The following is an 18,192-nucleotide window of genomic DNA, read 5'->3' as shown; positions in this document are numbered from 1 at the left end:
GGTCAAATCCGACAGGCTGCTAGCATGTTGAAAACGACAGGGAAATCGCTGCCCTGTCCCGGTGCCATCGAACGTCTGGAAATGTCGTGTCACCTCCTTCCCGCTCAGGGGGCGTTGTTCCTGTTCCTGCCGGGGCCCTTTTCACCCAGCCCCTGGGTGATGCGGTCGAGGACCATGGCCAGCAGCACGATACCGATGCCGCCGACGAAGGCCTGGCCGATATTGAGCCGCTCGAGCCCGGCGTAGACCTCGAGGCCGAGGCCGCCGGCCCCGATGATGGCGGCGATCACCACCATGGACAGGGCGAGCATGATGGTCTGGTTGAGCCCGGCCATGATGGTCGGCATGGCCAGGGGAAACTGCACCTTCCACAGGATCTGGCGTGGCGTGGAGCCGAAGGCCACCGCCGCTTCGATGTACTCCTGGCGCACCTGGCGGATGCCCAGATTGGTGAGGCGGATCATCGGCGGCATGGCGAAGATGATGGTGGCGATCAGCCCCGGCACGTTGCCGATGCTGAACAGCATCACCGCCGGCACCAGATAGACGAAGGGCGGGGTGGTCTGCATGATGTCGAGAATCGGGCGCATGGCGTTGGCGAAGCGGTCGCTGCGCGAACAGAGGATGCCCAGCGGCAGGCCGATGATGATGCAGAACAGCACCGCGGTGGCGACCAGCGACAGGGTGACCACCAGGGCATCCCAGACACCTATGAAGCCCACCAGGGCGAAGGCGATCAGGCTGAACAGCCCCACCCGCCAGGAGGCGGCCCGCCAGCCGATCAGGAAGATGCCGATCAGGAACAGCCCGGGGGGGATACCCGCCAGGGTCGTCTGGGTGAAGCCCATGACGCCCCGCACCGGCGGACTCACATAGGTGCGGAAGAAGTCGCGGAAGTTGCCGACGATCCAGTTGACCGCGTCGGTGATCCACTGCCGCACCGGCAGGGCCTCGAGCAGCCCGAAGGGGTCGACGATCAGCTGGCGCAGGAGTTCGAGGATCTCGCTCATGATGACACCTCCTCCCGGGCCGGGTGCGGTTCGCTGCCGGCTGCCGGCCCGCGCTTCTCCAGGATACCCCTGATCAGCTGCGGTTCGTCGATCAGGCCCACGACCCGGCCGTCCTCCTCGGTCACCAGCATCGGCAGGGCGGAGCGGGTGCGTCCCCGCAGCACCCGGCGCAACACCGTTTCCCGCGGGCACTGCATCAGCAGGTCCTCGCGGCGGGTCTGCGGGGCCTCGGAGGCCAGCACGGTCTCCAGCGGCTGAATCTCCAGCTCACGATCGCCCCGCCGGGCCCGGCGCAGGCGGCCGTGATCATCCAGGCCGTACTGCAGTTCAGGCAGGTCGCGGCTGGCGACGAAGTGCACCCCCTCGGCGTCTGCCTGCCGGGGGAAGGCCTGGGGATCGAAGGGCAGGGCGATGGTGCCGGCAGTGATCACCCCGGTGGGGTCGGCATGCTCCACGAAACGGGCGACGTACTCGGTGCGCGGGTTGACCAGGATCTCCTCGGGCGTGCCGAGCTGGACCACTTCGCCCTCCTCCATGATGGCGATGTGGTCGCCGATGTGCATGGCCTCGTCCAGGTCGTGGGTGATGAACAGGATGGTGCGGCCCAACTGCGCCTGGATCTTCTTCAGCTCCTGCTGCATGTTGACCTTGATCAGCGGGTCCAGGGCCGAGAAGGGCTCGTCCATCAGCAGGACCCGGGCATCGGTGGCCAGCGCCCGGGCCAGTCCGACCCGCTGCTGCATGCCGCCCGAGAGCTCGGCCGGGTAGGCGCGGCCCCAGTCGCCGAGCCCCACCATCTCCAGCATCTCCCCGGCGTGGCGCTGGCGTTCGGCCGGCGGGCGACCCTGGACTTCCAGGCCATAGGCGACATTGGCGAGCACCGTGCGGTGGGGGAAGAGGGCGAAGTGCTGGAAGACCATGCTCATGTGGTACTTGCGCAGCTGGCGCAGGCGTTCCGGGGACAGCGCGGTGATGTCCACTTCCCCTTCGTCGGGGTGCTGGAAGAAGATGCGCCCGGCGGTGGGCTCGAACAGCCGGTTGACGCAGCGGATCAGGGTCGACTTGCCGCTGCCCGAGAGCCCCATGATGACGAACACCTCGCCCGGCTCCAGGGCGAAGCTGACCTTGTGCACCCCCAGCACATGGCCGGTCTCGGCCTGGATCTCGCTCTTGCCCTTGCCCGACTCCAGCAGCGGAAGCACCGATGCCGGGGCGGGACCGAAGATCTTGGTGACATCCTCTGCACGAATCAAACCACGATCTCCCCTCTTGTCGGCTTGAGTCAGGCGACTTGCCTGCACCGCCGCTGTCAGGCAGCGGGTCTTTCCTCGTGTCGAGCAAGCTATTAACAGGGTAGACAATTCTATTCATGGGATGATCCGGCAGGTGGCCCCCGGCCGTCAGGCAGTAGACGGGCGCGCGGGGGGCCGCCCCTGGGCAGCCCCCTCCCGCATGGTCCGGGCGGGCCCGGCCGAGCCTGAACTTCATGGTGCCGGCGATACCGACACCCTTGCCGATCCCGGCCATATGGTTGATCACCGCGTCGACCTCCTCCTGCCCCTCGCCCTGACCGCCATGACTACGCCCCACCCATACGCCACCTCCTACGCCCCCGGGGAGGAGGCCCTCGCCGCGACGATTGGCGAGGCTAGCCTGGTCCGCCAGTCCACGCCGGCCGTGCGCCGGCCCATCGATCGGATAACAACAACCGGAGGTAGTCACCATGACCCCATCACGCCGCCATCTGCTGCTCCCCCTGGTCGCCGCCACGCTGGTCGCCGGCCTGGCCACGCCCGCCCTGGCCTTCGACGACGACCGCCTGACCATCTGGATCGGCGACAACAAGGGGCCCCAGGGCATCCGCGAGGTAGCCGAACGCTTCACCGCCGACACCGGCATCGCCATCGACATCATCCACCCCGACGACATGACCAACCGCTTCCAGCAGGCCGCCGGCAGCGGCCAGGGACCGGACATCGTCATCTTCGCCCACGACCGCCTGGGGGAGTGGGCCCAGAGCGGGCTGCTCAAGGCCGTCGCGCCCTCCGACGCCTACCGCGAACGCTACTTCGATTTCACCTGGGACGCCGTGGTCTGGAACGGCGAGACCTACGGCTACCCGATCTCGGTGGAGTCGCTGGGGCTGATCTACAACAAGGCGCTGGTCGGCGAGGCACCGGAGAGCTTCGACGAGCTGATGGCGCTGGAGGAAGAACTCGCCGAGCAGGACAAGAAGGCGATCCTCTTCGACTACGCCGAGCCCTACTTCAGCTGGCCTCTGCTGGCCGCCAATGGCGGTTACCCCTTCAAGCAGACCGAGGCGGGCTTCGATGTCGCCGACATCGGCGTCAACAACGCCGGGGCGATCCAGGGCGCCGAGCTGCTCCTCGAGCTGATCGAGTCGGGGGCACTGCCCGAGGGCACCGACTACAGCGTGACGGATACCCGTTTCAACCGCGGCGAGGTGGCCACCATGATCAGCGGCCCCTGGGCCTGGAGCAACCTGGAGAAGAGCGGCATCGACTTCGGCGTGGCGCTGCTGCCGAAGGTGGACGACGAGCGGGCCAAGTCGATGTTCGGGGTGATGACCGCCATGCTCAACTCGGCCACCCCCAACGACTTCCTGGCCATCGAGTTCCTCGAGAACTACCTGCTCGACGAGGAGGGGCTGCGCACCTTCAATAGCGACGGCTCGCTGGGCGCCGTGGCTCACCGCGCCTATCAGGCCGACCTCGAGAGCGACCCCAAGATCGCCGCCACCCTGGCCAACGCCGAGCTCGGCGTGCCGATGCCCAACATCCCCGAGATGGGTGCCTTCTGGGCCGCCATGGAGCCGGCGCTGCAGAACATCGGCAGCGGCCGCCAGACCCCGCAGGAGGCGCTGGACGCCGCCGCCCGTCGCATGCGCCAGTAAGCCCACCCGCCGGCGGCCCACGCCGCCGGCCCCTTCGCAGGACCGTCGTCATGTACATCACCAACGCCTCCCGGGGCCTGCCGCGGCACCGCTCGCGCCACCTCGGTGAACGCTACTCCCGCTGGGCGGCCCGCGCCCTGGTCGCCGCCCTCGTCATCTCGCTGATGTGGCTGGTACTGGCCTTCCACCTCAACGGCCAGTGGATGTTCGCCCTGCTGTTCCTGGTGCTCGGTGCCTCGCTCGCCGTGGTGTTCACCCGGCGCAGCCTGATGAGCCATCGCTATATCTTCCCGGCGCTGGCCGGGCTGGGCGTGTTCGTGATCTTCCCGCTGCTGTATACCATCGGCATCAGCTTCAGCAACTACAGCTCCGAGAACCTGCTCAGCGAGGAGCGGGTGCGGGCCCAACTGATGTCGCGCAGCTACCAGGAGGAGGGGGCTGCCTTCTCCTTCGCCCTGCATCGCGAAGGCGATCTCGTCCGGCTCTATCTGGAGGCGGAGGCGAGCAGCGAACTGGATGAGGCCATGGCGGGGCAGCGGCGCTTCGTGACCTCGCCGCTGAACCTGGCCAACGAGGAGGCGCGGACCATCGGCGTCCAGCCCGTGGAAGCCCCGCCGCAGGCCGAGCCACTGGCCATGCGCGAGGTCATCACGGCACGCGGCACCCTGCAGGCCCTGACCCTGGTCACGCCGGAAGGGGTCGAGCTGCGCATGGCGGGCATGAGAAGCTTCGCGCCGATGCTCGACCGCTATGAGGCCCGCGACGACGGTTCGCTCTACGATCGCCGCGACGACCGGCTATTGACCGCTGATCAAGAGACGGGCTTCTTCGTCACCGACGACGGCGAACGCCTCACCCCCGGCTGGCCGGTGGCCGTGGGCCTGGACAACTACACGCGGATCTTCACCGACCCGGACATCCGCGGCCCCTTTCTGCAGATCTTCGTCTGGACCTTCGTCTTCGCCGGGCTGACGGTGGCCTTCACCCTGGCGGTGGGCTTCGTGCTGGCCACGCTGCTGCAGTGGGATCAGCTGCGCGGCAAGGCGATCTATCGCACCCTGCTGATCCTGCCCTACGCGGTGCCGGCCTTCATCTCGATCCTGATCTTCAAGGGCATGTTCAACCAGAACCATGGCGAGATTAACCTGATCCTGGAGAACCTCTTCGGCATCAGCCCCTCCTGGTTCACCGACCCGGCGCTGGCCCGCAGCATGCTGCTGATCGTCAACACCTGGCTCGGCTACCCCTACATGCTGCTGCTGTGCATGGGCCTGATCCAGTCGATCCCCCGCGACCTCTACGAGGCCTCGGCGGTGGACGGCGGCGGACCGCTGACCAACCTGTTCAGGATCACCCTGCCGCTGATTCTCAAGCCGCTGACGCCGCTGCTCATCGCCGCCTTCGCTTTCAACTTCAACAACTTCGTGCTGATCGCCCTGCTCACCGGCGGCAGCCCCGACATCCTCGGCGCCAGCACCCCGGCGGGTACCACCGACCTGCTGGTCAGCTACACCTATCGCATCGCCTTCCAGGACGCCGGCCAGAACTTCGGCCTGGCGGCGGCCATCGCCACCCTGATCTTCCTGCTGGTGGTGGGGCTGTCGTGGCTCAATCTGCGCCTGTCCAAGGTCAAGGTCTAGGAGACACACTCATGGCCATGGTTCAACCCCGTTCCATCCGCGCCCGCAAGCTGGGCGCCCACCTCGCCCTGCTGGGCTTCGTATCGCTGGTGGTCTTCCCGCTGCTGCTGGTGATCTCGATCTCCTTCCGCGAGGGCAACTTCGCCACCGGCAGCCTGATTCCCGAGCGCTTCTCGCTGGAGCACTGGGCGCTGGCCTTCGGCATTCCCTGGGAGCGCGCCGACGGCAGCGTGGTGCAGCCGCCGTTCCCGGTACTGCTGTGGCTGTGGAACTCGGTCAAGGTGGCGGTGGTGTCGTCGCTGATGATCCTGGCGCTCTCCACCACCAGCGCCTACGCCTTCGCGCGGATGCGCTTCCAGGGCAAGGCGCCGATCCTCAAGGGCATGCTGATCTTCCAGATGTTCCCGGCGGTGCTGTCGCTGGTGGCGCTCTACGCCCTCTTCGACCGCCTGGGGCAACTGGTGCCCTGGCTGGGCATCAATACCCACGGCGCGCTGATCGTCGCCTCGCTGGGCGCGGTGGCGCTGCATATCTGGACCATCAAGGGCTACTTCGAGTCCATCGACGGCTCCCTGGAGGAGGCGGCGATGGTCGACGGCGCCAGCACCTGGCAGGCCTTCCGCCACATTCTGCTGCCGCTCTCGGTACCCATCCTGATGGTGGTGTTCATCCTCGCCTTCATCATGTCGATCATGGAGTACCCCATGGCCTCGGTGCTGCTGCTCGACGAGGACAAGCTGACCCTGGCCGTGGGCGCCCAGCAGTACCTGGCCGAGCACAACCAGCGCTGGGGCGACTTCGCCGCCGCCGCGGTGCTCTCCGGGTTGCCCATCACCGCGGCCTTCCTGCTCTGCCAGCGCTGGATCATCGGCGGGCTGACCGCCGGTGGCGTCAAGGGCTGAGGCCATGGCATGAACCGGACTGTTTCCTCGTCCTGAGCAGAGCCTTGCTCGACCCCGGCCGGATAGCCGGGGTTTTTTATGGGAGGTAGACGGGGCTTCAGGCATCAGGACGGGCCGCGAGGGCCCGCTCGGTGATCGCCAGCAGGCCCTCGGGCCGCCAGGCGCTGCGACCGATGAAGAGACCGGCGACCTCGGGCAGGGCGGCGAGCTCGGCGCAGTTGTCGAGGTTGACGCTGCCGCCGTAGAGCACCGGCAGGGGAGCGCCCTGCGCGGTCGTCGGCAGCGCCTCGCGAATCCGGCGGTGCATCCAGCCGGCGTCCTCGGCCGTGGCCGGGGTACCGTGCTCGCCGATGGCCCAGACCGGCTCGTAGGCGATCAGCACGCGGTCCAGGACCTCGACGGGGACGCCGCTGAGGGCGATCCGGCATTGGCGGATCACGGTGTCGGCGGCCACGCCCTGGGCCTTCTCCTCGGCGGTCTCGCCCACGCAGATCAGCGGGCGCAGCCCCTGGGCCAGGGCGGCCTTGACCTTGCGGTTGATCGCCGTGTCGGTCTCGTTGAAGGACTCGCGCCGCTCGGAGTGCCCCAGCTCGACGATATCGGCGCCGCAATCCTGGACCATGAGCGGCGACACCTCCCCGGTGTAGGCGCCCGAATCGGCCCAGTGCATGTTCTGGGCCCCCACCATCACCGGCGTGTCGGCCAGCGCCCGGCACACCTCGCTCAGCGCGGTGAAGGGCGGAATCACGAAGCCCTGCAGCCGCGGGTCGCGCAGCAGCTCGGCGTCGTGCAGGGCGGCGCAGTAGTCGGCGGCCTCGCCCAGGGTCTTGTTCATCTTCCAGCTGGTGCCTACCCAGAAAGGGGTCGTCATGACGTGCTCCTCATGCTGTCGGTGTGTCGGTCGATGCCTGGCTCAGGCATGCCGGATGCCGTAGTCGCGAATCCACTGCAGCGAGTCTTCCGTCCTGCCGCTGGGGCTGTATTCCAGCGAGATGTAACGATCGAAGCCCAGGCGCATCAGTTCGGCGAACAGGAAGCGGTAGTTGATCTCGCCGGTGCCCGGCTCGTGGCGTCCCGGGGTGTCCGCCAGCTGGATGAAGCCGATCCGTCCGTTGTGGCGACGGACCGTCTCGACGAGCTCCCCCTCCGCGCGTTGCATCTGATAGAAGTCGTACTGGATCAAGAGGTTGGGGTGGTCCACGTCGTCCTGCAGGGCCACCGCCTGGGCCGTGTTGACCAGCGGATAGCCGGGGTGGGTGATGGGGTTGAGCGGCTCCACCAGCAGGCGGATGCCGGCCCGGGCGGTGGCCTCGGCGGCATGGCGCAGGTTGTCGATCAGGGTCCTGTGCTGCACCTCCCCGGACAGGTCATCGCGGGGGTAGCCCAGCGGGCAGTTGAGCTGGCCACAGCCCAGCCGACCGGCGATCTCGATGGTGGTGTCGAGCCCCTCGCGGAACTCGGCGGTGCGCTCGGGCAGGACCGCAATGCCGCGCTCGCCCGCCTCCCAGTCGCCCCCCGGCAGGTTGAAATGAATGATCGCCACGCCGGCCCGGGTCGCGGCATCACGAATGTCCTCGAGGCGCTCGCAGAACGGGTAGGGATTGTGGAACTCCACGTAGCGAAAGCCCGCGGCACGGGCCCGGGCGAAGCGCTCCAGGAAGGGCACCTCGGTGAACATGAACGTCAGATTGGCGGCGAGCTTGAGCACGCTGACCTCCCGCTTTGTCGTTGTCGGTGTGGGGCCGGGCCCGCCACGGCGTGGCGTCATCAGGCCCGCTAGCGCGAGGCTTCCGCAGGGGATGCCCAGGACAGGGGAATGTCTTGACAGCCCAGAAAACCTCCACTAGCGTTATTTTTAACAGCGAACGAACAAAATATCAAAACCGGAGTGAAGCATGAAAAATACCTCGCCGAGTCACAGCGAGAACGACCTGGCCCTGAGGGCGGCCTGGCTCTCCTATGTGGGGGGCTATACCCAGGCGCAGATCGCCGAGCGCCTGAGGGTGTCGCGCATGAAGGTGCACCGGCTGATCGCCGCGGCCCACGAGATGGGCGCGGTGCAGGTGTTCATCCAGGGCTCGCCCGAGGCGTTGCTGACCCTGGAAGACGAGCTCAAGCGGCGCATGAACCTCGAGATGTGCTCGGTGGTGCCCGCCATGCCCGCCGAGGAAGGCGCCAACCCCTTCGCCAATCTGGGCATGGCCGCGGCCTACTACCTGAAGAGCCGGCTGGATGCCAGGAGCGTCGAGGTGCTGGGACTGGGCTGGGGCCGCAGCCTGTCGGAGATGGTCAACTGCCTGCCGCAGATGGACTGCTCGGGGCTCAAGATGGTCCCCGTGCTGGGCAGCGTGGTGCGCAAGATGGCCCTGAACCCCTACGACGTCATCCATCGCCTGGTCGACAAGACCGGCGGCGAGGGCTACCTGCTGCCGGTGCCGTTGTTCGCCGACACCGCCGAGCACAAGCGGGTGCTGATGGAGCAGCGCAGCGTCCAGGACGTGATCAATATCGCCACGGCCGCCGACCTGACCATGGTGGGGCTGGGGGCCGTGCCATCGCAGGGCCATTCGTTGCTGATGGAGCTCGGCGAGATCGACGCCGAGGATGCCCGCCGGCTGCACGAGGCCGGCGCCGAGGCGGAATTGCTGGGCCAGTTCCTGGATGCCCAGGGCCACCGGGTGGATTGCGAGATCAACGGTCGCACCCTGGGGCTCGGCCTCGAGCAGTTGCGCGACCATCACATCGTCGCCGTCGCCGGGGGCGAGGAGAAGGTGCGCGCCACCCTCTCGGTGTTGCGCAGCGGGCTGCTCAAGGGGCTGATCACCGACGAGGTCGTCGCCCGAGAGGTGCTCGCGCTGCTCGACGAGGACGAGACCTAGCACGCCAGGCCCGCCTCGCGCCATCACGACAGCGAAAACGAATACGACAACGACAACGACAACACCAGGAGACACGCCCATGGCCGACAACGAGGGCGGCGCTCACGCTTTCCACCCTGCCCCCGAGAGGCCCCATGTCGATGACGTGATCGTCGGCCTGGATGCCGGGACCTCGGTGATCAAGGCGGTGGCCTTCGATCGCCAGGGCCGGGAACTGGCCAAGACCCAGTGCGAGAATCGGCTCGAGACCCGCCCCGACGGGGGCGTCGAGCAGAGTCTCCCGGGCACCTGGGAGACGGCCCGGGCCACGCTCCAGCGCCTGTTCGCCGAGCACCCGGCACTCATCTCGAGGCTTGCCGCCATTGCGGTGACCGGCCAGGGCGACGGCACCTGGATGATCGATGACCAGGGCCGACCCGTGGGCGATGCCCTGCTGTGGCTCGACAGCCGCGCCAGCGACATCGTCTCCCACTGGCGGGCGACCCGCACCGGGCCCGAGACCTATCGCCGTACCGGTACCGGGCTCAACCAGTCGATCCAGAGCGGCCAGCTGAGCTGGCTCGAACGTCACGAGCCCGAGCGCGTCGCCGCGGCGGCCACCATCTTCCACTGCAAGGACTGGCTGTACTTCTGCCTGACCGGCGATCGTGCCACCGACCCGGCCGAGGCGCTGTGGACCTACGGCGACTTCCGCAGCGGCGACTACTCGGATGCCGTGCTCGAGGCATTCGGTCTGGCCAGGCACCGCGAGCGTCTGCCGCGGATCGTCGACGGCAGCCGCGAACATGGCGCCCTCACCGCCGAGGTGGCCCGGGAGATCGGCGTGGCCGAAGGCACCCCGGTGGTGCTGGCGCCGGTGGACATGCTGGCCACCGGCCTGGGGGCCGGCGTCTATGAACCCGGCAAGCGGGTGGCCTGCAGCATCATCGGCACCACCGGGGCCCACCTCTGCGTGCGCGAGGACCCGCGCGACATCGTGCTCAGCAACCAGTCCTGCTACACCATGCCCTGCGTGGCGCCCGACACCTGGGTCCAGCTGTGCTCCAACATGGCCGCCACCCTCAACCTGGAGTGGTTCCTCAAGGGGCTCAACGCGATGCTCGAGGCGTTGGGCGAGGCGCCACTGACCGCCGAGGGGCTGCTGCCGCGGCTCGACGCGGCGCTGGCCACCACCGAGCCGGGGCGGCTGATCTATCACCCCTTCATCTGCGCCAACGGCGAACGCGGCCCCTTCTTCAACCCCCGCGCCCGGGCCCAGTTCCTGGGACTCTCCACCGAGGTCAACCATCTGCACATGGCGCGGGCCATCTACGAGGGCGTCGCCTTCGCCGCCCGCGACTGCTACCACGCCCTGGAGGCTCACCCGGAGGAGCTGCGGCTGACCGGCGGCGCCGCCCGGAGCAAGACGCTGTGCACCATCCTCGCCTCGGTGATGGGCGTGCCGGTGCGCACCCTGACCCGGGGCGAAACCGGTGCGGCCGGCGCCGCCATGGTGGCGAGCCTGTGCCTGGGGCACCACCGCGACCTGGCCGAGGCCTGCCGGACCTGGGTGACCCCCTTCCTGGCCGAGGAGTGCGTGGCGCCCGATCCCGCCCTGCAGAACCTCTACGAGCGGCTGTTCGGCGTCTACCGCCGTTCCCACACCAACTCGGACGGCTTCTGGCGCCATCTCGAGCGCGTCAACGCCGAGCGCTGAAGCGGTTCACGTTATTCCCCGACCTGGAGGCAAGCATGTCCGACTCATCCGCCCAGCCCCGGCCCCTCTATGACCTGCTGATCATCGGGGCCGGCATCAACGGCGCCGGCTTCGCCCGGGACGCCGCCGGCCGCGGCCTGTCCGTCGCCCTGTGCGAGAAGGACGACCTGGCCCAGGGCACCTCGTCGCGCAGCGGCAAGTTGATCCACGGCGGCCTGCGCTACCTGGAGTACTACGAGTTCCGCCTGGTGCGCGAGGCCCTCAAGGAGCGCAGCGTCATGCTCAAGCAGGCGCCGCACATCATCTGGCCGATGCGCTTCGTGCTGCCCCACAGCCCCGAGCAGCGGCCCGCCTGGTTGGTTCGCGCCGGCCTGTTCCTCTACGACCACCTGGGCGGCAAGGACGACCTGCTGCCCGGCAGCCGCGGCCTCGACCTGCGTACCTGCCCGGAGGGCGAAGCGATCCGCGACGACTACCCCAAGGGCTTCGAGTACGCCGACTGCTGGGTGGATGATGCCCGCCTGGTGGTGCTCAATGCGCTCGACGCCGCGCGTCTCGGGGCCAGGGTCTACCCCCGTGCCGCCTGTACGAAGGCAACCCGACTGGCCGATCACTGGGAGGTCGAGCTCACCGACACCGAGAGCGGCGAGATCACCCCCCTCGCCGCCAGGGCTGTGATCAACGCCGCCGGCCCCTGGGTGGACAGCGTCCTCAAGGGCGCCTTCGACCAGGGCGGCAAGGACAGGGTCAAGCTGGTCAAGGGCAGCCATATCGTGCTGCCCAAGCGGTATGCCACCGCCAACTCCTACCTGCTGCAGAACGACGACAAGCGGGTGATCTTCGTCAACCCCTACGAGGGCGACAAGCTGCTGGTAGGCACCACCGACATCCTCTACGAGGGCGATCCGGACCGGGTGGCCATCGATCAGCAGGAGATCGACTACCTGCTCGGCGTGGTCAATCGCTACTTCAAGACGCCCTACACCGAGGACGACATCCTGACCAGCTTCTCCGGCATCCGGCCGCTGTTCGATGATTCCCAGGACAACCCCTCGGCGGTGACCCGCGACTACGTCTTCGACGTCGCCGACGCGGGCGGCAAGGCGCCGCTGCTGTCGGTGTTCGGCGGCAAGATCACCACCTACCGCAAGCTCGCCGAGCACGGCCTGGAAAGGCTCGCCCCCTACTTCCCGGCGATGGGCAAGACCTGGAACGCGACCGCGCCGCTGCCCGGCGGCGACATGCCGGGAGCCGACTTCGCGGCCTTCCTCAAGGGACTCCAGCGCGACTACCCCTGGCTCGAGAAGGCCACCGCCACCCGCTACGCCCGCCTCTACGGCACCCTCGCCCGGCGGATCCTCGGCGAGGCCCGGCGTTACCAGGACCTGGGCGAGCACCTGGGGGCCGACCTCTACGCCGTCGAGGCGCGCTATCTGGTCGATCACGAGTGGGCGCGTAGCGCCGCGGACATCCTCGAGCGACGCACCAAGCTCTACCTGGTCATGAGCGAGGCGGAGGTCGAGCGGGTCGCGGCCTGGGTGAGGCGGGAGGTCGACGCGCCCCCAGGCGCCAGGGCCGACGCCAGGACCGACAGCGTCGCCACCTCCTGAGCCCGGCTCGACGCTTGCGCCAACGCAGAGATTCCAACAACAAGAGGTTTTTTCACCATGAATGCATCAGTCAATGCCATACCACTGCCGCGTCCCGGGAAGGGGCGTGGCCTCGCCGTGGCCATCGGCATCGCGGTCGTCCTGCTGGGCGCCATGGCCCTGGACACCCGGGTCGTGACGATCGGCTCGGAAGCGGAGCTCCTTGATGACGGCTTCTCGGCCGAACGCTTCGGCGCGGAACACTTCCCCATCGTTCGGGCCAGCGTCGAGGAGCGCGCCGTCGAGGCCGGCCAGCTGGCGGCCGCCATCGCCGAGGACAAGACGGCGGCCGGCGAGCGCCATGGCGTGCCGGCCGGCATCGGCCCGGTGGTCCCCGTCAGCTTCTCCGGCGTGGTCGGCGAGGGCAAGGCCGGGATCTATACGGTCGATGTCGCCGGCGTTCCCGACGATCTGACGATCCGGGTCCAGACCGGGCCGGCCATCAATGGCACCGACCTGCGGGACGCCACCGGCACCATTCGATTCGGCCAGTTCACCAACCAGATCGAGTACCAGGACGCCGCTGCGGCGATCAACGACGAGATGAAGGCGCAGGTGCTGGCGGATATCGACACCGGGGAGCTGACCGGCAAGACCGTTTCGGTCAGCGGTGTCTTCAAGCTGATCAATCCGCACAACTGGCTCGTGACGCCCGTTCGGCTGGATGTGCAGTGAGCCAGAGATACTCAAAGACGGATGAGCATGCCATGAACCAGACATATCAAGAACAAGACAGCGTCGACGAGGTCATCCTCTCGGCACGCCATATCGCCAAGTCCTTCGGCAATGTCCATGCCCTGAAGTCGGTGAACTTCGATATCCATCGCGGCCAGGTCACCACCCTGTTCGGCGAGAACGGGGCCGGCAAGTCGACGTTGATGAAGATCCTCTCGGGAGTGCTGCAGCCGACCTCCGGCGAGATCCTCCTGGAGGGCCGGCCGGTGAGTGTCGCCTCGACCACCGAGGCGCAGCGTCTCGGCATCTCGATCATCCATCAGGAGCTGAGTCTCGCCCCCAACCTCAGCGTGCGCGACAACCTCTTCATGGGACGCGAGCTGGGAGGACCGACCGGCATCGACTACGCCGAGGAGGAGCGCCAGACGCGTCGGCTGATGGAGGAGCTGGACGAGCCCATCGATCCGCTGACCCCGGTGGAGGACCTGCGCCTGGGACAGCAGCAGATCGTCGAGATCGCCCGGGCGCTGTCGGCGAACTCGCGCATCCTGATCATGGATGAGCCGACCTCGGCGCTCTCCGCCTCGGAAGTCGAGGTGCTGTTCCGGGTGATCCGCGACCTCAAGAGCCGTGGCGTCTCGATCGTCTATATCTCCCACCACCTCGAGGAAGCCCTGCAGATCACCGACCATGCCGTGGTGCTGCGCGACGGCAGCATGACGGCCTACGCCCCGCGCCGGGACATCGACCTGGAGTGGATCGTGCGCAATATGGTCGGCGAGGGCTTCGACCTCGGCTCGCCGCCCAGCGGCTACCCCATGGGCGAGGTCGCGCTGTCGCTGCGCGAGGTGTCCGTCCCGGACGCCACGGTGCCCGATCGGTCGGCCGTCGACCGGCTGTCCCTCGACGTGAGGGCCGGCGAGATCGTCTGCCTCTACGGCCTGATGGGCGCCGGGCGCACCGAGCTGCTCGAGAGCGTCGCCGGCCGTATCCCGCTGACGGGAGGCAGTGTCGTGCTCGAGGGCCGAGACGTCTCGCGCCTGAGCATCGCCGAGCGCATCGAGCAGGGCCTGGTGCTGGTGCCCGAGGACCGCCAGCGCGACGGGCTGGTGCAGACGATGTCGGTGGGCGAGAACCTCTCGCTGGCCAGTATCGGCGCCTTCACCCGGTGGCTCTTCACCTCGCGCCGGCGGGAGCGGGCGGTCGTCGAGGACTCCATCCGCAACGTGCATATCAAGACCGACGGCGGCGGGGCCGAGATCGGCTCGCTGTCGGGCGGCAACCAGCAGAAGGTCGTCATCGGCAAGATGCTGGCCACACACCCCCGGGTCGTGCTGCTCGACGAGCCCAGTCGCGGCATCGACATCGGGGCCAAGGCCGAGGTGTTCCGGCTGCTCAGCGAGGGCGCGCGGCAGGGCCTGGCCGTGGTCTTCACCACCTCCGAGGTCGGCGAATGCCTGAGCATCGCGCACCGGGTGGTGGTGATGAGTCGCGGCCGGATCGCCGCGGAGTTCGGTGCCGACGTCAACAAGGCAGACATCATGGCCGCCTCGGGTGAGGCCGTGGCCGCCTGATCCCCCTTCATAGCGGAGTACACAACAATGACCAACTCAAGCCAAGCTCAAAACGGCGCCCGAGCGGGAGCGTCCGGTGGCGGTTTCGACCTGGGACGCCTGCTGCTCGAGGGCAGGGCATTCTTCGCCCTGATCGCGATCATCCTGATCTTCTCGATCCTGTCGCCGGTCTACTTCTCGGCGAACAACTTCCTGACCATGTCATCGCATGTGGCGATCTTCGGCCTGCTGTCCATCGGCATGCTGCTGGTCATCCTCACCGGTGGCATCGACCTGTCCGTGGGCTCGACGCTGGGACTCGCGGGCGTCTTCGCCGGCTTCCTGATGCAGGGGGTGTCGTTCGAAGTGTTCGGCGTCGTGGTGTATCCCCCGGTGTGGGCGGTCGTCATCCTGACCTGCGCCCTGGGTGCCCTGGTCGGCGCGATCAACGGCGTGCTCATCGCCTTCTTCAAGGTGCCGGCGTTCGTCGCCACCCTGGGCATGCTCTACGTCGCCCGCGGCGTCGCCCTGCTGATGACCGACGGCCTCACCTTCAACAACCTCGGCGGCAGCCCGGAGCTGGGCAACACCGGCTTCGACTGGCTCGGCTTCAATCGGCTGTTCGGCGTGCCGGTCGGTGTGCTGATCCTGGCGGCCGTGGCCATCGCCGCCATGCTGGCGCTGTCGCGCACCCCCTTCGGCCGCTGGGTCTATTCCACCGGCGGCAACGCCCGGGCGGCGGAGCTGTCCGGGGTACCGGTCAAGCGCGTGCAGGTGTCGGTCTATGTGCTGTCGGGGATCTGCGCCGCCATCGCCGGCCTGGTGCTGTCGTCGCAACTGACCTCGGCGGGGCCGACGGCGGGCACCACCTACGAACTGACCGCCATCGCCGGCGTGGTCATCGGCGGTGCGGCGCTGACCGGCGGCCGCGGCAACGTGCGGGGCACCCTGCTCGGGGCCTTCGTGATCGGCTTCCTGTCCGACGGGTTGGTGATCATCGGCGTCTCGTCCTACTGGCAGACCGTGTTCACCGGCGCCGTCATCGTCCTCGCCGTGCTGCTCAACAGCATTCAGTACAAGGGCCGCAAGAAGCCGCGCCCGGCGCCTTCCGGCGCTCAGACGTCTTCCTCGCCACAGCGTGCCGCGGCCTGACCGGCGCCGACCGCTGTGGCAAACCAGCCGAGTCTTCGGCATCACAACCACAACAGTAAGGAAGGTCCACCATGTTCAAGACTGGAAAGCACCTGCTGATCGCCGCCCTCGCCGTAAGCGCGCCGCTCTTCGCCGGCGCCGCCGCGGCCCAGGACAAGGGGCTCATCTCGATCATCGTCAACGATAACTCCAACCCCTACTGGTTCACCGAGGGCAAGATCGCCCGGGAGACCGCCGAGGAGTTGGGCTACGAGGCCAACGTGAGTTCCCACAAGGGGGATACCAATACCGAGAGCCGGCAGATCGATACCGCGATCACCAACCAGGCCGAGGCGATCATCCTCGACCCAGCCAACGCCGACGGCTCCATCGGCGCCGTGCGCAAGGCCGTCGACGCCGGGATCCCGGTGTTCATCGTCAATGCCGAGATCAACCAGCAGGGGCTGGCCGAGGCGCAACTGGTGTCCAACAACGCCCAGGGAGCGGCCCTGGGCGCCCAACAGTGGGTGCAGAACGTCAGCGACGAGGCGAAGTACGTCGAACTCAAGGGGGCGCCTTCCGACAATAATGCCGCGACGCGCTCGAACGGCTACCAGACCGTGCTCAGCCAGTACCCGACCCTGGAACGGGTCGGCGTGGACGTCGCCAACTGGGATCGCACCCAGGGCTACAACAAGATGCAGAGCCTGCTGCAGGCCAATCCCGACATCGACGGGGTGATCAGCGGCAACGACGAGATGGCGCTCGGCGCGATCGCCGCACTCAAGGAGGCGGGCAAGCTCGACGAGGTGGTCGTCGGTGGCTTCGATGGCTCACCCGACGCGATCGATGCGGTCAAGGCCGGCGAGATGGCTTACACGGTCCTGCAGCCGGTGGCCATCTTCTCCGAGCAGGCGGTTCGCCTGGCGGACCAGTTCATCCGCACCGGTGAAACCGGCCTCGATGGCGAGAAACAGCTCTTCGACTGCTTCCTCGTCACCGCGGACAATGTGGATCGGTACACCGCTCCCTTCGTGCTCGCGCAACAATAGCGCGCCCCCGGAGGCGGCATTCCCCGCCTCCGCCGTTCCTCCCCTCTGCGCCGCCGGCTCCGCCCGGCGGCGCTTGCGTGTGTCGGGCTGGTGATCTCGAGGCCCATCTCGGCGATGCCACCGAAACGACACTGCCCGGCGCAAGGCCGGGCAGTGTCGTTGAGATAACGCTGCAGCGTGCGTCAGTCGCCCAGTCGACGGGCCTGGCGGTGGTTCTCCAGTGTCATGACGCAGGCGTCGGCGGCCTCGCGGCCCTTGGTCACGAAGTGCTCATGGAAGAACGCCGTGTGGGTGGCGTGCTCGTGGAAGTGGTGCGGCGTGAGCACCACCGAGAGCACCGGCACCTCGGTGTCGAGCTGGACCCGCATCATGCCGTCGATCACCGCCTGGGCGACGAAGTCGTGGCGATAGATGCCGCCATCGACCACGAAGCCGGCGCCGACGATGGCGGCATAGCGACCGCTGTTGGCCAGCAGCTTGGCCTGCAGGGGAATCTCGTAGGCGCCGGCGACGCTGAAGACCTCGACCCGCTCGGCCTCGATGCCGTGCCTTTCGGCGAGTGTGGCGGTGAACGCCTCGCGGGCCCGACCGACGATATCGTCGTGCCAGCTGGCCTGGATGAAGGCGATGCGGGGGGCGTGACTGGGGGTGGACTGATTCATGGTTTTCCTCGTTGATATCACCAGAATCAGGGCAAGCGGGACCGATCGCCGGGCGCAAGCACCCGTCAATGGAGCCGTTCTCTTCCTTCCGGACTATCACCGTCGGCTTCGGAATCGCACCGAATCTGCTGACCCCGGTCGCGGCCGCGTCGGTGGGGAACCGTACGCCGGCCGTCCCGGGCGCTCGCGGGCTGAGGCGAAAGCCGCCATCACCGCCGGTGGGGACTTTCACCCCGCCCTGAGAACAATGACCGCGGCCAGGCGCCTGTCGGATTTCACCGATCGGCGCCTGGCCACGGTCGAACCATTGTATGCGGCGCCGCCTGGCGCCGCTAGCCTCTCCGCTCTCGACATCGAGGATCCGGCGTTGGCCGGATCCTCGATGTCGGTATCAGGTGGCCCGCCGGGTCAGCAGCCGTTCGGCCTGCT

The 18,192-nt window shown here is 67.9% G+C and carries 16 protein-coding genes and 1 riboswitch; of the genes, 11 read left to right on the top strand and 5 right to left on the bottom strand.

What is annotated here, in order from left to right:
• Positions 1-104: 104 nt before the first annotated feature.
• Positions 105-1,010 carry an ABC transporter permease gene (locus CR157_RS05995; RefSeq protein ID WP_110282571.1) on the bottom strand — a complete coding sequence of 302 codons (906 nt, stop codon included), beginning with the start codon at positions 1,008-1,010 and terminating at the stop codon, positions 105-107.
• A complete protein-coding gene (locus CR157_RS05990; RefSeq protein ID WP_110282570.1) occupies positions 1,007-2,263 on the bottom strand; it encodes a quaternary amine ABC transporter ATP-binding protein in 1,257 nt (418 codons plus the stop codon). The genes CR157_RS05995 and CR157_RS05990 overlap by 4 nt, the downstream gene beginning before the upstream one ends.
• Before the next feature lie 470 nt (positions 2,264-2,733).
• Here CR157_RS05990 and malE point away from each other — a divergent pair, with 470 nt between their 5' ends.
• From malE to malG, 3 genes are read left to right on the top strand one after another with little or no spacing between them, the layout of a single operon-like run.
• Complete coding sequence (gene malE, locus CR157_RS05985; protein WP_110282569.1) at positions 2,734-3,924, top strand: maltose/maltodextrin ABC transporter substrate-binding protein MalE; 1,191 nt, start codon at positions 2,734-2,736, stop codon at positions 3,922-3,924.
• Between the two features lie 50 nt (positions 3,925-3,974).
• Entirely contained in the window at positions 3,975-5,564 is a 1,590-nt protein-coding gene (malF, locus tag CR157_RS05980) for a maltose ABC transporter permease MalF (RefSeq protein WP_110282568.1), read from the top strand.
• Between the two features lie 11 nt (positions 5,565-5,575).
• The gene (gene malG, locus CR157_RS05975) at positions 5,576-6,466 is read left to right on the top strand and encodes a maltose ABC transporter permease MalG (protein WP_110282567.1); all 891 of its coding nucleotides are present in this window, start codon (positions 5,576-5,578) and stop codon (positions 6,464-6,466) included.
• Between the two features lie 97 nt (positions 6,467-6,563).
• On the opposite strand, the gene CR157_RS05970 is transcribed toward malG, so the two are convergent.
• Together CR157_RS05970 and CR157_RS05965 are read right to left on the bottom strand one after the other, a co-directional pair.
• A complete protein-coding gene (locus CR157_RS05970; RefSeq protein WP_110282566.1) occupies positions 6,564-7,337 on the bottom strand; it encodes a triose-phosphate isomerase in 774 nt (257 codons plus the stop codon).
• A 42-nt stretch (positions 7,338-7,379) separates the two neighbouring features.
• Positions 7,380-8,174, bottom strand: a complete 795-nt coding sequence (locus CR157_RS05965) for a hydroxypyruvate isomerase family protein (protein ID WP_110282565.1) — start codon at positions 8,172-8,174, stop codon at positions 7,380-7,382.
• 187 nt (positions 8,175-8,361) lie between these two features.
• On the opposite strand from CR157_RS05965, the gene CR157_RS05960 reads away from it, so the two are divergent.
• The 7 genes from CR157_RS05960 to CR157_RS05930 all read left to right on the top strand — a co-directional run bounded on the left by CR157_RS05960 (position 8,362) and on the right by CR157_RS05930 (position 17,101).
• Complete coding sequence (locus CR157_RS05960; protein WP_110282564.1) at positions 8,362-9,345, top strand: sugar-binding transcriptional regulator; 984 nt, start codon at positions 8,362-8,364, stop codon at positions 9,343-9,345.
• A 79-nt stretch (positions 9,346-9,424) separates the two neighbouring features.
• Positions 9,425-11,041: an FGGY-family carbohydrate kinase gene (locus CR157_RS05955; RefSeq protein WP_110282563.1), complete on the top strand. Its 1,617-nt coding sequence runs from the start codon at positions 9,425-9,427 to the stop codon at positions 11,039-11,041.
• Between the two features lie 35 nt (positions 11,042-11,076).
• Complete coding sequence (locus CR157_RS05950; protein WP_110282562.1) at positions 11,077-12,651, top strand: glycerol-3-phosphate dehydrogenase; 1,575 nt, start codon at positions 11,077-11,079, stop codon at positions 12,649-12,651.
• 117 nt (positions 12,652-12,768) lie between these two features.
• Positions 12,769-13,365 carry a DUF2291 family protein gene (locus CR157_RS05945; RefSeq protein ID WP_258364073.1) on the top strand — a complete coding sequence of 199 codons (597 nt, stop codon included), beginning with the start codon at positions 12,769-12,771 and terminating at the stop codon, positions 13,363-13,365.
• A 32-nt stretch (positions 13,366-13,397) separates the two neighbouring features.
• Positions 13,398-14,939, top strand: coding sequence for a sugar ABC transporter ATP-binding protein (locus tag CR157_RS05940; protein ID WP_110282560.1), 1,542 nt, complete (start codon positions 13,398-13,400; stop codon positions 14,937-14,939).
• Between the two features lie 27 nt (positions 14,940-14,966).
• Entirely contained in the window at positions 14,967-16,070 is a 1,104-nt protein-coding gene (locus CR157_RS05935) for an ABC transporter permease (RefSeq protein WP_110282559.1), read from the top strand.
• A gap of 71 nt (positions 16,071-16,141) precedes the next feature.
• A complete protein-coding gene (locus CR157_RS05930; protein WP_110282558.1) occupies positions 16,142-17,101 on the top strand; it encodes a D-ribose ABC transporter substrate-binding protein in 960 nt (319 codons plus the stop codon).
• Between the two features lie 182 nt (positions 17,102-17,283).
• Here CR157_RS05930 and CR157_RS05925 read toward each other — a convergent pair whose 3' ends face one another.
• Positions 17,284-17,763 carry a 6,7-dimethyl-8-ribityllumazine synthase gene (locus CR157_RS05925; RefSeq protein ID WP_110282557.1) on the bottom strand — a complete coding sequence of 160 codons (480 nt, stop codon included), beginning with the start codon at positions 17,761-17,763 and terminating at the stop codon, positions 17,284-17,286.
• Between the two features lie 72 nt (positions 17,764-17,835).
• A riboswitch (FMN riboswitch) is annotated at positions 17,836-18,013 on the bottom strand.
• On the opposite strand from CR157_RS05925, the gene CR157_RS22795 reads away from it, so the two are divergent.
• Positions 18,011-18,192: hypothetical protein (locus CR157_RS22795; RefSeq protein WP_219999884.1), on the top strand; the 182-nt coding region annotated here is incomplete at its 3' end. (Overlaps the previous riboswitch by 3 nt.)

This window comes from Halomonas sp. LBP4 (genome assembly GCF_003202205.1).
Classification (GTDB): Bacteria; Pseudomonadota; Gammaproteobacteria; order Pseudomonadales; family Halomonadaceae; genus Halomonas; species Halomonas flagellata.
Note: the sequence above shows the minus strand (reverse complement) of the source record. Positions and strands in the feature narration are given on the sequence as shown.

What these genes read in the sequence shown, in the direction of transcription:
- CR157_RS05995 (WP_110282571.1), bottom strand. Translation starts at nt 1,010, where the DNA reads ATGAGCGAGATCCTCGAACTCCTGCGCCAGCTGATCGTCGACCCCTTC.
- malE (WP_110282569.1), top strand. Translation starts at nt 2,734, where the DNA reads ATGACCCCATCACGCCGCCATCTGCTGCTCCCCCTGGTCGCCGCCACG.
- malF (WP_110282568.1), top strand. Translation starts at nt 3,975, where the DNA reads ATGTACATCACCAACGCCTCCCGGGGCCTGCCGCGGCACCGCTCGCGC.
- malG (WP_110282567.1), top strand. Translation starts at nt 5,576, where the DNA reads ATGGCCATGGTTCAACCCCGTTCCATCCGCGCCCGCAAGCTGGGCGCC.
- CR157_RS05970 (WP_110282566.1), bottom strand. Translation starts at nt 7,337, where the DNA reads ATGACGACCCCTTTCTGGGTAGGCACCAGCTGGAAGATGAACAAGACC.
- CR157_RS05960 (WP_110282564.1), top strand. Translation starts at nt 8,362, where the DNA reads ATGAAAAATACCTCGCCGAGTCACAGCGAGAACGACCTGGCCCTGAGG.
- CR157_RS05955 (WP_110282563.1), top strand. Translation starts at nt 9,425, where the DNA reads ATGGCCGACAACGAGGGCGGCGCTCACGCTTTCCACCCTGCCCCCGAG.
- CR157_RS05950 (WP_110282562.1), top strand. Translation starts at nt 11,077, where the DNA reads ATGTCCGACTCATCCGCCCAGCCCCGGCCCCTCTATGACCTGCTGATC.
- CR157_RS05940 (WP_110282560.1), top strand. Translation starts at nt 13,398, where the DNA reads ATGAACCAGACATATCAAGAACAAGACAGCGTCGACGAGGTCATCCTC.
- CR157_RS05935 (WP_110282559.1), top strand. Translation starts at nt 14,967, where the DNA reads ATGACCAACTCAAGCCAAGCTCAAAACGGCGCCCGAGCGGGAGCGTCC.
- CR157_RS05930 (WP_110282558.1), top strand. Translation starts at nt 16,142, where the DNA reads ATGTTCAAGACTGGAAAGCACCTGCTGATCGCCGCCCTCGCCGTAAGC.
- CR157_RS05925 (WP_110282557.1), bottom strand. Translation starts at nt 17,763, where the DNA reads ATGAATCAGTCCACCCCCAGTCACGCCCCCCGCATCGCCTTCATCCAG.